Below are 12,040 nucleotides of genomic sequence, written 5' to 3' on the forward strand. Positions count from 1 at the left end.
ACAAGCGGGTCTGCCAGCTCGCCGGACAGCGCCACTACGAGGAGCTGACGGCGTGCGGGGTGAAGATCTACCAGTACCAGCCGACGATGATGCACACCAAGACCGTCACCATCGACCGGATCGCCGCCCTCATCGGCTCCACCAACTTCAACCGGCGCTCCCTCGACCACGACGAGGAGGTCATGCTCGCGGTCATGGACTGCGACTTCACCGACGCGCTCGACGCCCACTTCGACGAGGACCGCGAGAAGAGCGTGCTGATCGAGCGGGGCCGGTGGAAGCGGCGCGATGTCGTCCAGCGGGTGCGGGAAGCGGCCGTCGTACCCATCCGCCGCTACCTCTGAGCCGGGCGGCGGGGTGTGGGCGGGGGCTGACCGGGCAGGTGGGGAGAGCAGCGTCCGTCTTGTGAAGGGTAGGCCCATGAGCGTCTCAGCCGACACCTCGCCGGCACCGGCAGCCGCGGTGATCACCGAGCCCCTGCCCGACCTCCAGCTCCAGCTCCTCATCCAGCTCCTGGACGAGGACCCGCGCTCCAGCCTGCCGCTCACCCTGACCCACCCCGGCGGTCTGCTGCACGGTGACGTCATCGGCCACGAGCAGTGGAAGGCCGAGTGGGCCAGGAGCCTGCGCCAGGTCGAGGGCGAGGGCGCCAACCTGCTGGCCGAGTTCCCCGAGACCGTCGACCAGGGCGTACGGGAGCTGCACGGCCAGGAGCAGGACGCGCTGACGGCCGGGCTGCCGCGCTGGATCCACCTGCGGGACGTGACGCTGCTCGGCGGCGCCATGAGCGCGGTCTCGCTGCCGCTGTGGCGCGGACGGCTCGCGGACGTGTCGGGGTGGGCGCTGGGGCGGCCGCAGTGATGCCGTAGGTACGTGATCGGCGATGTCGTAGGTACGTGATCGGCCCCGGTCGGCCGCGGTCGGGCGGGGTCGGCCCCGGTCGGGCGGGGTAGCCGGTCGGGCGACTCCTAAGGTTGCGGCATGACCACAGACAACGGTTTAGCCGCCACCGCCCCGGAAACCTCCGTCACCTTCATCAACGTCTTCGAGATAGCCGCCGACGAACTCGACGCGTTCGTCGCGAAGTGGGAGGAGCGGGCCCGTCTCATGCGGGACAAGCCCGGCTTCATCGACTCCCGGATGCACCGGGCCCGCTCGGCGGACTCCCGCTTCCAGCTCGTCAACGTGTCCCACTGGGAGAGCCAGGAGGCGTGGGAGGCCGCCACCGCCGACCCCGAGTTCTCCTCCCGCACCCGGGCGGCGCGCCAGGAGACCCGGCAGCCGGTCACACCGAACCCGGCGGTCTACGACGTCGTCGTGGAGCTCACCGCGCCCTGAGGGCTCCTGCCCTGGGGCCTCCCGTACGCGATCGGCCCCGGCACCTGTTCCCACAGGTGCCGGGGCCGATCGCGTACGTACAGCAGAGACGGTCAGAGCCGCTCGGGCGTCCGGATGCCCAGCAGCGCCATCCCCTGATGCAGGGTCCGGGCGGTCAGCTCGACCAGGAAGAGCCGGTTCTCGACGACCTCGGGCGCGTTGTCCGGGCTGAGCACCTGGCACTGGTCGTAGAACGTGGTGAGGTGCGACGCCAACTGGTAGAGGTACGCGGCCAGCTTGTGCGGCTCGTAGCCGGACGCGACCTCGCCCAGCACCTCGCCGAACTGGTCCAGGTGCAGGCCGAGCGCGCGCTCCGCCGGGGCCAGCGCCAGCTCCGGGTGGGCGGCCGGGACCGCGTCGCCCGCCTTGCGCAGGATCGACCGGATCCGCGCGTACGCGTACTGGAGGTACACCGACGTGTCGCCGTGCAGCGACACCATCTGGTCCAGGTCGAACTTGTAGTCCCGCACGGCGGAGGTCGACAGGTCCGCGTACTTCACGGCGCCGACGCCGACGTACCGGCCGTTCTCCACGATCTCGTCCTCGGACAGGCCCACCTTCTCGGCCTTCTCCCGCACGACCGCCGTGGCCCGCTCGACCGCCTCGTCGAGGAGGTCCTCCAGCCGGACCGTCTCGCCCTCACGGGTCTTGAACGGCTTGCCGTCCTTGCCGAGGACCGTGCCGAAGGCGAGCTGCACGGCCTTGACGTCCTCGTTCAGCCAGCCGGCCCGGCGGGCCGTCTCGAAGACCATCTTGAAGTGCAGCGACTGCCGGGCGTCGACCACGTACAGCAGGGTGTCGGCCTTGAGGTCCTGGACCCGGTTCCGGATCGCGGAGAGGTCGGTCGCCGCGTAGCCGTAACCGCCGTTGGTCTTCTTCACGATGAGCGGGACCTTGTTGCCGTCCGGGCCCTTGACGTCGTCGAAGAAGACGCAGAGCGCACCCTCGGAGCGGACGGCGACACCCGTCTCCTCCAGGATCCGGCAGGTCTCCTCCAGCATGTCGTTGTAGCCGGACTCACCGACGATGTCGGGGTCGCGGACCTCCATGTCGAGCTTGTCGAAGACGGAGTGGAAATAGATCTTCGACTCGTCGACGAAGCCCTGCCACAGCTCCAGCGTCTCGGGGTCCCCGGCCTGGAGGGCCACCACCCGGTCCCGCGAGCGCGCCTTGAAGTCCTCGTCGGAGTCGAACAGTGCACGCGACGCCTTGTAGACGCGGTTCAGCGTCGACATCGCCGCCTCGCCGTCCGCCGCGTCACCCTCGTGCTTCAGGGCGCCCGGGTGCTCGATCAGATACTGGATGAGCATGCCGAACTGGGTGCCCCAGTCGCCGATGTGGTGGCGCCGGACCACGCTCTCGCCGGTGAACTCCAGGATCTTGACCATCGCGTCGCCGATGACCGCCGACCGCAGGTGGCCGACGTGCATCTCCTTGGCCACGTTCGGCTGGGCGTAGTCGATGACCGTCGTCCCGGCCGCCGCGTCCACCGGCACGCCGAGGCGGCCCTCGGTGTCGGCGGCCCGGGCGGCCAGCGTCTCGACGATCGCCTTGTCGGTGAGGGTGATGTTGAGGAAGCCGGGCCCGGAGACCTCGATGTCCTTGATCAGCTCACCGGCCGGGAGTGCGGCGGTGACCTGGCCCGCCAGCTCCCGCGGGTTGCCCTTGAGCTTCTTGGCGAGCGCCAGGATGCCGTTGGCCTGGAAGTCGGCCCGGTCGCTTCGGCGCAGCAGCGGGTCCGCGGTGCCGGCATCCGGCAGAGCTGCCGTCAGGGCGTCCGCGAGCTGCTGCTGGAGCGTGGAAGCGAGGGAAGGGACCGAGGCCATGTCCGGCTGCCGTTTCCGTAGGGGGTACAGGGGGTCTCCCTTGGATGACCAAGGGTTTCCTTGGAATACCAAGGGTTCTCACGAGTATCCCACGGGGCGTAAAGCCGTTTTCGCGCTACGGGTGGTAGCTGGGAGAATGGTCGGTAACCCACTGGGACCGACAGACGAGAGAAGGACGTGCCGACCGTGGCCGAGAGTCAGACCAGCACCGAGACCGACTGGGTCTCCCGCTTCGCGGACGATGTCATCGCCGAATCGGAGCGTCGTGCGCCTGGCAAACCGGTCGTCGTCGCCTCCGGGCTCTCCCCGTCCGGCCCGATCCACCTCGGCAACCTCCGCGAGGTCATGACCCCGCACCTGGTCGCCGACGAGATCCGCCGCCGCGGGTACACCGTGCGCCACCTGATCTCCTGGGACGACTACGACCGCTACCGCAAGGTCCCGAACGGCGTCCCGGGCGTGGACGCGTCCTGGGCCGAGCACATCGGCAAGCCGCTGACCTCGGTGCCCGCACCGGCCGGCTCCGCGTACGCGAACTGGGCCGAGCACTTCAAGGCCGCCATGACGGCGGCCCTGGACGAGCTGGGCGTCGAGTACGACGGGATCAGCCAGACGGAGCAGTACACGGCCGGGACCTACCGCGAGCAGGTCCTGCACGCGATGAAGCACCGCGCCGGCATCGACGCCGTACTGGACCGCTACCGGACGAAGAAGGACCCGGCGGCGGCTCAGGGCAAGGGCGGTAAGAAGCCGCAGCAGCAGAAGAAGGTCGACGAGGCCGAACTGGAGGCCGCCGAGGGCTCCGGCGCCGCCGACGAGGACGACGGCAGCGGCAACAGCGCCGGCTACTTCCCGTACAAGCCGTACTGCGGCAACTGCGAGAAGGACCTCACCGTCGTCACCTCCTACGACGACGACACCACCGAGCTGAACTACACCTGCTCGGCGTGCGGCTTCGCCGAGACGGTCCGGCTCAACGAGTTCAACCGCGGCAAGCTGGTCTGGAAGGTCGACTGGCCGATGCGCTGGGCGTACGAGGGTGTGATCTTCGAGCCCAGCGGCGTCGACCACTCCTCGCCCGGCTCCTCCTTCGTCGTCGGCGGCCAGATCGTCCGCGAGGTCTTCGACGGCGTGCAGCCCATCGGGCCCATGTACGCCTTCGTGGGCATCTCCGGCATGGCCAAGATGTCCAGCAGCAAGGGCGGGGTCCCCACCCCGGCCGACGCGCTGGAGATCATGGAGGCGCCACTGCTGCGCTGGCTCTACGCCCGCCGCAAGCCCAACCAGTCCTTCAAGATCGCCTTCGACCAGGAGATCCAGCGGCTGTACGACGAGTGGGACTCGCTGGGCCGCAAGGTCGCCGACGGCACGGTGCTGCCCGCCGACGCCGCCGCGTACTCCCGTGCGGTCCGTACGGCGGCCGGGGAGCTCCCGAGCACCCCGCGCCCGCTCCCGTACCGGACGCTCGCCTCGGTCGCCGACATCACCGCCGGTGCCGAGGACCAGACCCTGCGCATCCTCAGCGAGCTGGACCCGGAGAACCCGCTGACCTCGCTGGACGAGGCGCGCCCGCGCCTGGACCGGGCCGAGAACTGGATCACCACCCAGGTCCCGGCCGAGGCCCGCACCATCGTCCGCGACGAGGCCGACAAGGAGCTGCTCGGCTCCCTCGACGACCAGGGCCGCGAGTCGCTGCGCCTCCTGTTGGAGGGGCTGGACACGCACTGGTCGCTGGACGGGCTCACCACGCTCGTCTACGGCGTGCCGAAGGTGCTGGCGGGGCTGGAGCCGGACGCCAAGCCGACGCCCGAGCTGAAGGCCGCGCAGCGGTCCTTCTTCGCTCTGCTGTACCGCCTCCTCGTCAGCCGCGACACGGGGCCGCGGCTGCCCACGCTGCTGCTCGCGGTGGGGGCGGAGCGGGTGCGGAGGCTGCTGGGCGCGTAGCGTCGTACGTACGAGAAGGGCCGCCGCCCGGGATTCCGGGTGGCGGCCCTTCGCCGTGCACGGGTGTGCGCCGGGCGTCCCCTACTGTCGCGCTGCCCGCCAGACCAGTGCCTGGACGAGGATGACGCGCTCACCGTCGAAGGTGGCGGCGGGGCCCTCGTGCAGCTCGTAGCCGAGCCCCAGGGCCTCGCTCACACGTCGGCAGAAAGAGATGTCGTCCGGGCCGGACAGGACGCGGTAGACGGGCAGTCCGTCGGGTGGTGTGGTCATGTCGGGTGGTGTGGTCATGGGGAAGAGGATCTCAACTGAGGATCTCAACCCGGGGAAGCCCGAGCCCGCCACCCCGCTACCTCGCCACCCTGCTACCTCGCCACCCTGCCACCCCGCCGCCTCAGGAGGGGTGCTGCCCGCTCTCCGGTTTCCGGAACAGCAGCATCGTGGAGGACCCGAAGGCCTCGGTGCTGGTGTGCGTACTGCTCACCGGCTCGAAGCCGTGCCCGCTGATCTCCTCGACCAGGGCGTCACCGGACCGCTCGGAGAAGGGGAGCACCTCCAGGCCGATGGTCTTCTCGCCCTCGGCGACCCGGACCCTCCGGGGGATCTCCCGGCCGGGAACGAAGTCGCCGGCGACCTCGGCGTAGTCGGGGACGGAGAAGAAGCCCTTCCCCCACTCGCTCGCGCAGTGGTCCACGATGAAGTGGCCGCCCGGACGGAGGATGTCGAAGACGCGGGAGATGTGGCGTGCCCGCTGCTCCTCGTCGACGAGCATGTGGAGGCAGCCCATGTTCATGGCCAGGTCGAAGCTGTTCTCGTCGAAGCCGCGCAGATAGATGATGTCGCGCTCGACGAACCCCGAGGGGTCCAGGTCCGCTGCGGCCGCCAGCTCCCGTGCGCGGGAGAGAGCCGTGTGCGACACATCGACCGACACGACGTCGTGCCCCTGCGACAGCAGGTAGAGGGAGTCGCGGCCCTCGCCGCATCCCAGATCGATGATCCGGGCGGAGAAGACGTCCGGGCGTTCCTTCATCATCTGCAGGAGCGAGGCGTTCGGCTCCGCCGACTCCCAGAGCCGGGCCCCGTTCTCGTACACGGTCCGGTAGCGGTCCTCGTAGCCGAAGTAGTAGTCGCCGATCCCGCCGACGATGCTCCGTACGTCGTCGGCGGTGGGTGAGTACTCCACGGGCGAGGCCGTGACGTCCTGTGCCGCGCTCATCGCCACGAGCTCGGTGTCGTCGAGGAGCCCGATGGCCAGAAGGTACTGGGACGCGTCGCACTCGATGGCTTCACCGACCCCGAAGGGCGCGCAACACTCCTTGAGCACGTCCGGGGTCAGCGCGGCGGCCTTCTCGCAGAGGAAGACGGCGGCCCGTCCCCGGGTCACCTTGACGGCGAAACCGGCTGAGCCGTCCAGCTGCCATACGGTGGTCCGGTCGGCGAGGCCGAGGTTCTTCAGCTCCGTGCCCTCGGGCATGGTTTCCTTGAGTATCGCCTGGTAAAGGCTCATTTCAGTACCCCCTGTTTGATGTTCTCGGATGTGCGCGCCGCGTTGCCGTACGCAGGTGGAGCGGTGACGGACGCAGGCGGGGTGGTGACGGACGTACGCAGAGCCGCCAGGCGGTCCTCGTACGTCCGCACCACGGGGCTCGGGTGCCGGAAGAGGCGGCCGGTGTCGCGAATGCGCTGTGCGGCCTCGTAGTTCCGGGAGCGGAGTGCGGCCTCCATCCCCGTGTGCTCGACGATGTCGCGCTGGGCGTTGCTGCCGCCCATGGGGAACGCCCGGTGGAAGGACCTGGTCAGGCGGACCGTGGCGTCGGCGTAGTCGCCGGTCGTGAAGGACCGGAACCCGAGGAACACGTCGATGATCTCCTCGGGCACCTCCTTGCCACGCGCCTGGACCGCCTGCATGAGGGAGTCGGCGCGGCCGTACTCCCCGACCTGGCAGTACGTGATGTACGCGTGGAAGTCGTTGAAGAGGTACCAGTTCTCGCCCAGATAGGGCTTCCAGTCCTGGAAGAGCGACCGCCAGTAGGGGGACAGGTCGAGCGACGGTTCGACGAGGGCGATGCGCCACAGCAGCGTGACGGCGTCCAGGTCCTCGGCCGACCGCAGCGACGTCTTCCTGCGGATGCCGAAGCGGTAGCACGCCAGGGCTTCCCGGATGTTCTCCGCGTAGAGCTCGAACAGCGCGTAGTGCCACCAGATGTGGATGCGCATGGGGGTCGATCCGTCCCGGCCGCGCATGTACTCCAGGACGTAGCGGGCCCCCTCCTCGTGGCCGCCCGTCTCGTACAGGCAGTGCACGACCGCGTGCATCGCGTAGATGTCGTCCGGGTCCAGCTCCAGGGCGGCCAGGCAGCGTTCGAGCGCAGGCCCGGTCAGGCCGTTCTCCTCAAGGGCGAACCCGTGCAGGCCGTGGAGGTAGCCGATGACCGGGTCGTCGGCGGCGAAGGCGTCGATGGCCTGCGCTATCGACGCCAGCATGTGGGGGGCGTCGCCGGCGTAGAAGTCCAGCATGTGCACGGCATAGACCGACACGGCATCCCCGGGATACGTGTCGACGACGCTCTGGAAGCCGTTCCGGGCGGTGAGCAGATCACCGGTGGTCCAGGCATCGAGGGCGGAGAGCACCGCTCCGGTGCGGGCCTCGGCCGGTTCGCGCTCCCTGAGGGAGGCACAGATCGCGGCGGCCTGCACGGCCGCCGGGCGCTCCATGGAACAGAGGAGGTCCACGGCGAGGATGAGCTGGAGTGCCACGGGTGCTGCGGGTGCTGCGGGTGCTGCGAGTGCTGCGAGTGCTGCGGGTGCTGCAGGCGGGGGCGCAGGGGGTGCGAGCGGGGGTGTGGGGGGTGCGGACGTGGGCGCAGGGGGTGCGGACATGGGCTGAACGGAGCTACGACATCGCTCGTGGTCCAGTTTCATCGAGACGAGCTGCACGATCGAGCTCTCGACGAGATCCATGTCCGTCGGCCCGGCGACCAGTTGGGGAACTCCACGGGAATCGTTGAGCACTCTCATTCGGACACCTCCGTCGGTACGAGTCGGCTGTTCTGGGCCTTGCGAATGGTGTGGAACGCGGTGACCAGCAGCAGCGTCAGGGCGAACGGGGCCAGCCAGATCTCGGAGGAGACGTACCGTCCGCCCGCCAGGACCGCGGCCAGCAGGATGAGCGAGCAGGCGTTGGCGTTCGCCACGAGAGCGCCGACCTGCTGTGGCGAGAAGTGCGATGCCGCTTCGGAGCGAAGGAGCACCCGCATGGCACCGAAGGCGCACCCGAGGGCGAACACGGCGGCCATCTGCGGCGCCCCGAACGTCGGGGCGAGGCTCCAGACGCCTATCGCCGCGACCACGGCGACGGCGGCTCCCGCCAGGACCCAGCGCACTTCCCCGCTCCGGGCGAAGCGGTGCAGGAGCGCTCCCGCGACCGCCATTCCGATGCCGAGGAACATGTCCAGGACACCGACGGTGAACATGCTTCCGCCGTTGGCGAGGACCTGCAGGGGCAGCATGAAGTTGAAGGTCCCCAGGATGGGCCAGACGAGCACGAAGGCCAGGAGGTAGAGGATCCGGGGGCTGCCCGTGCCCCTCGGCCCGGTCTCCTGCTCCGCCCGCTCCGTGGCGGCCGCGCCGCGGTGCGATCCCAGACTCAGGATCGCGACGGCCGCGAACAGGGCGGCACAGGCGGCCAGCACCCATTCGGCCCGCATCGCCTGCGTGAGCAGCGGGGCGAACAGCGGGCCCACCATGAGCGCGACCTGATTCACCGTCATGGTCAGGGAGCTCTGTTTGCGCAGAACGACCCCGTCGAGCCCCGACGCCTCGTCGTTGAACCACACCTCCCAGCTGGATTCGAGGAAGAAGAAGAACACCCACAGGACGAAGTTGAGGGCGATGACCAGGCGCACGTCGGAGTAGCCGGCCGCGATCAGGAGCAGGGTCAGGGAGACACCGGCGAGTCCCGCGGCGGTCATCCTGGCCCCGCCGGCGATCGGACAGAAGCGGACCAGCAGCGGAACGAAGACGGCCGGGACGAAGGAGAGCGTGGTCGAGACGGCGAGTGCGCCGTAGCCGCCTCCGTCAGCGGAGGCGATGTGCCAGTTCAGGAGCAGAAGCACCACGCCGTTGAAGAACCGGTAGAGACCGGAGTACAGCGTGTACTGCTTCACTCCTCGACCAGCCCACCGGTCACGAAGGTCTGTTCGGACAGTTCCCTGGCCGTGGTCACCGGCAGTGCGGTCTTCTCGGTGAACAGTTCGTCCCATTCGAGCTCGACGATGCCTTCCCTGGCGCTCCAGTTCTTGGCGGCCTCCGAGCGGTCGCCCCGCTTGGCGCTGATGCTGAAGCTGCGCACCTCGGGCGGCAGCGGCTTTCCGTCGAGGACGTCCTCGATCCGTCCGGGCGCGGCCTTGAGGAACGCGATCGCCGAGGTCCTGGCGGGCACCGCGTGGGCGGCGACGTCGAGGAGGTCGGCCCCGAGGTACGAGCCGATGTGCAGCCAGTAGGGGTTGAGCGAGTAGGCCCGCTCCACCTGGTCCATGATCCCGTCACCTCCCGGCCGGGCGGCCACCTCGATCACCCAGGCCGTGCCGTCGGCGCCGAACTTGATCTCGACGTGGGCGAGGCCCCGGTCGATGCCCAGCGCGGTGCAGGACCGGACGGCGAGGTCGGTGAGGGTGGGGTCCCCGGTCCGGTGGCTCGGCACCAGGTGCGCCATCTCGGCGAACCAGGGGCGGGGGGAGAGGTACTTCTCCGTCACCGCGAGGACCTCCGCGCGGCCGGCACCGCAGAGCACCTCGACGGAGACCTCGTCGTCGGAGTCGACGAACTGCTCGACGAGATACTTGTCCCCGCGGATGTTGAACGACGATCCGTGCTCGGCGACGACGGCCTTCGACTCGGCGAGGCCGGCGACCGCCTCCTCGTGTGTGGTGGCCAGGACCACTCCGCCGCTGCCGCCGAAGTCGTACGGCTTGATGACCACGGGCAGTCCGATGTCCGCGACGGCGTCCGACAACTCCTGCTCCGACTCGACCAGTCGGCACCGGGGAGTTCGGACACCGGCTGCCAGGAGCGCCTGCTTCATGGCGTACTTGTTGCGGGCGTTGGTCACCGCCGTGGCGTCCAGTCCGCCCAGTCCCAGGGCGCGGTTCACGGCGTTCGCCGAATCCACCGTCCAGTCGTTGAGCGGCACGACGATCCGGGGGTGCCGGCCCTGGACGGAGTGCGCGCGGATGGCCTCCAGCAGAGCCTCGGCGTTCTTGGGGTCTGCCTCGATCACGTGATCGAATGTGCGGTTCCGCTTGCGTGCGGCATCTTCCGTGGCCGCCCAGACGGGCAGGTCGGTGGCCTGCTTCGCCCCGGAGAACACCCGTTCGCGAAGATACTGGTCGGCTCCGAGCAGCAGAACGTAATCTGATGGCTGCATGAATGCACCCTGATTTTTCAAGGCTTCCCCCGCGTGTGTTTTCCTGGCCCGGGCGTTGCCCGGGTGCACACCCGGGTCGCGAATGGAGCCATGAGTCCGTGTGATTCCCCCGTGCAATTCCCCCGTGCAATCACTGGGCCTCGCGATGAATGCGCTTGCGCGGATCCCCAGTTCTGCCGTTAAACCGTAGCGGGGGACCGGTTCGATGGCAAGGTATTAGTTTCGGAAATTGGCCTGAAATAATCGGTGAGGAGGGCTCGACGGTATCTCCGCAGGTGGGCCGGGCCGTACGGGGGTGTGGGGGCCTCTGCGAGGGTGGGTAATGGGAATGTCAAAAAGAATTTACCCGGCCGATACGCGGAACGCGATCGTCCACGAAAAGGGCCGCCGCCCGGGAACTTCTCCCGGGCGGCGGCCCTTTTCGTCGGTACGGGACGGCTCAGGCGCTCTGGTCGGCCGTCGCGCGCTTCATGTAGAGGTTCCTGAACTGCGGCATCAGGTCCTGGAGCAGCTCGGTCGAGCGCGGGTGGTGCACATCGCGCCGGTCGGACAGGTGGATGTCGAGGGTCTCGATGTTCGGGTACTGGCCCACCTCGTCCGTGTACGCGCTGAACTCCTCGTACGCGCGGTCGGCGAAGTCGTTGTCCTCCTGGGACCACTCCTCCACCTGCGACGCGTCCTCGGGGCCGGGCGCGGGCACGGCGGGCGGCTCCTCATCGGCGGCCTGCGGTACGGGCTGCGCCGCCTGCGGTACGGGCTGCGCCTGCTGGACCGGCTGCGCCGCCTGCTGGACCGGCTGCGCCGCCTGCTGGACCGGCTGCGCCTGCTGTACGGGCTCCGGCGTCTCCTGGGGCTCTTCGCGGCGCGGATGCGGGACCGCGCCGATCGTGCCGACGTTGCCGAGCGGGCGGGTGCGGCCGGGGCCCAGCGGGACGGCGGCGGGCGTGGGGTCCAGGCCCTCGGCCTGCTGCGGGTCGTACGCGCTCGCGTGCGAGCCCTCCGGCAGCTTCTGGGCGGCGAACCAGGGGCTGTCGTGGGTGGGCGGGACCTGCGGGGTCTCCAGCGCCTGCTGCTGGGGCCCCTGCTGGGGACCCTGCTTCTGGAGCGACATCGGCTGAGGCTGTGGCTGCTGCTGTTGCGGGTGCTGCTGGGCCTGCTCCTGCTGCGGCGCCTGCTGCTCGCGCCCCAGCTCGTGCCCGTGCTCCTGGCTCTGCTTCTGGCCCTGCGCCCGGTCCTGCTCCTGCTCCTGGTCCTGCGCCCGGTCCTGCTCGTGCTCCTGGTCCTGCGCCCGGTCCTGCTCCCGCCGGGGCTCGTACGGCAGTTCGGCCTTCGGGGCGGGCGGCAGCAGGGCCGGCTCGATACCGGCGGCGGCGAGCCCGGCCGGGGCGGTCTCGGCGAGCGGGACGCCGTACTTCGCCAGCCGCAGCGGCATCATCGCCTCGACCGGCGCCTTACGGCGCCAGTTGCGGCC

10 protein-coding genes and 1 pseudogene are annotated in these 12,040 nt (G+C 69.6%); 4 read left to right on the forward strand and 7 right to left on the reverse strand.

Translation table 11 applies throughout. From position 1 onward, the window contains the following. From ACFWRT_RS37260 to ACFWRT_RS37270, 3 genes are all read left to right on the forward strand, one after another. On the forward strand, positions 1–344 hold a 344-nt coding region (locus ACFWRT_RS37260), incomplete at its 5' end, for a phospholipase D-like domain-containing protein (protein ID WP_381121438.1). Between the two features lie 76 nt (positions 345–420). After that, positions 421–861: a hypothetical protein gene (locus ACFWRT_RS37265; RefSeq protein WP_380955644.1), complete on the forward strand. Its 441-nt coding sequence runs from the start codon at positions 421–423 to the stop codon at positions 859–861. Positions 862–981: 120 nt separating this feature from the next. Continuing rightward, the gene (locus tag ACFWRT_RS37270) at positions 982–1,338 is read left to right on the forward strand and encodes an antibiotic biosynthesis monooxygenase family protein (RefSeq protein WP_380955645.1); all 357 of its coding nucleotides are present in this window, start codon (positions 982–984) and stop codon (positions 1,336–1,338) included. Positions 1,339–1,430: 92 nt separating this feature from the next. On the opposite strand, the gene argS is transcribed toward ACFWRT_RS37270, so the two are convergent. Continuing rightward, the gene (argS, locus tag ACFWRT_RS37275; protein WP_380956011.1) at positions 1,431–3,203 is read right to left on the reverse strand and encodes an arginine--tRNA ligase; all 1,773 of its coding nucleotides are present in this window, start codon (positions 3,201–3,203) and stop codon (positions 1,431–1,433) included. A gap of 177 nt (positions 3,204–3,380) precedes the next feature. On the opposite strand from argS, the gene lysS reads away from it, so the two are divergent. Then, complete coding sequence (gene lysS, locus ACFWRT_RS37280; protein ID WP_380956013.1) at positions 3,381–5,147, forward strand: lysine--tRNA ligase; 1,767 nt, start codon at positions 3,381–3,383, stop codon at positions 5,145–5,147. A gap of 81 nt (positions 5,148–5,228) precedes the next feature. On the opposite strand, the gene ACFWRT_RS37285 is transcribed toward lysS, so the two are convergent. The 6 genes and pseudogenes from ACFWRT_RS37285 to ACFWRT_RS37310 all read right to left on the reverse strand — a co-directional run. Next, positions 5,229–5,417, reverse strand: coding sequence for a DUF1737 domain-containing protein (locus ACFWRT_RS37285; RefSeq protein ID WP_380956021.1), 189 nt, complete (start codon positions 5,415–5,417; stop codon positions 5,229–5,231). A 121-nt stretch (positions 5,418–5,538) separates the two neighbouring features. After that, positions 5,539–6,651 carry a class I SAM-dependent methyltransferase gene (locus ACFWRT_RS37290; protein ID WP_380956015.1) on the reverse strand — a complete coding sequence of 371 codons (1,113 nt, stop codon included), beginning with the start codon at positions 6,649–6,651 and terminating at the stop codon, positions 5,539–5,541. Continuing rightward, positions 6,648–8,162, reverse strand: coding sequence for a tetratricopeptide repeat protein (locus ACFWRT_RS37295; protein ID WP_380956016.1), 1,515 nt, complete (start codon positions 8,160–8,162; stop codon positions 6,648–6,650). Before ACFWRT_RS37295 ends, ACFWRT_RS37290 begins: the two co-directional genes overlap by 4 nt. Then, entirely contained in the window at positions 8,159–9,310 is a 1,152-nt protein-coding gene (locus tag ACFWRT_RS37300) for a hypothetical protein (RefSeq protein ID WP_380956018.1), read from the reverse strand. Before ACFWRT_RS37300 ends, ACFWRT_RS37295 begins: the two co-directional genes overlap by 4 nt. Further along, positions 9,307–10,569: an ATP-grasp domain-containing protein gene (locus ACFWRT_RS37305; RefSeq protein ID WP_380956019.1), complete on the reverse strand. Its 1,263-nt coding sequence runs from the start codon at positions 10,567–10,569 to the stop codon at positions 9,307–9,309. The genes ACFWRT_RS37300 and ACFWRT_RS37305 overlap by 4 nt, the downstream gene beginning before the upstream one ends. 439 nt (positions 10,570–11,008) lie before the next feature. Continuing rightward, a pseudogene (locus ACFWRT_RS37310) lies at positions 11,009–12,040 on the reverse strand (DUF2637 domain-containing protein); the annotation flags it as partial.

It is taken from the genome of Streptomyces cyaneofuscatus (assembly GCF_042718795.1).
GTDB classification, from domain to species: domain Bacteria; phylum Actinomycetota; class Actinomycetes; order Streptomycetales; family Streptomycetaceae; genus Streptomyces; species Streptomyces cyaneofuscatus_A.

Excerpts from the sequence above, each read along its gene's own strand:
- ACFWRT_RS37265 (WP_380955644.1), top strand. The coding sequence starts at position 421 with ATGAGCGTCTCAGCCGACACCTCGCCGGCACCGGCAGCCGCGGTGATC.
- ACFWRT_RS37305 (WP_380956019.1), bottom strand. The coding sequence starts at position 10,569 with ATGCAGCCATCAGATTACGTTCTGCTGCTCGGAGCCGACCAGTATCTT.
- argS (WP_380956011.1), bottom strand. The coding sequence starts at position 3,203 with ATGGCCTCGGTCCCTTCCCTCGCTTCCACGCTCCAGCAGCAGCTCGCG.
- ACFWRT_RS37270 (WP_380955645.1), top strand. The coding sequence starts at position 982 with ATGACCACAGACAACGGTTTAGCCGCCACCGCCCCGGAAACCTCCGTC.
- ACFWRT_RS37295 (WP_380956016.1), bottom strand. The coding sequence starts at position 8,162 with ATGAGAGTGCTCAACGATTCCCGTGGAGTTCCCCAACTGGTCGCCGGG.
- ACFWRT_RS37290 (WP_380956015.1), bottom strand. The coding sequence starts at position 6,651 with ATGAGCCTTTACCAGGCGATACTCAAGGAAACCATGCCCGAGGGCACG.
- ACFWRT_RS37285 (WP_380956021.1), bottom strand. The coding sequence starts at position 5,417 with ATGACCACACCACCCGACGGACTGCCCGTCTACCGCGTCCTGTCCGGC.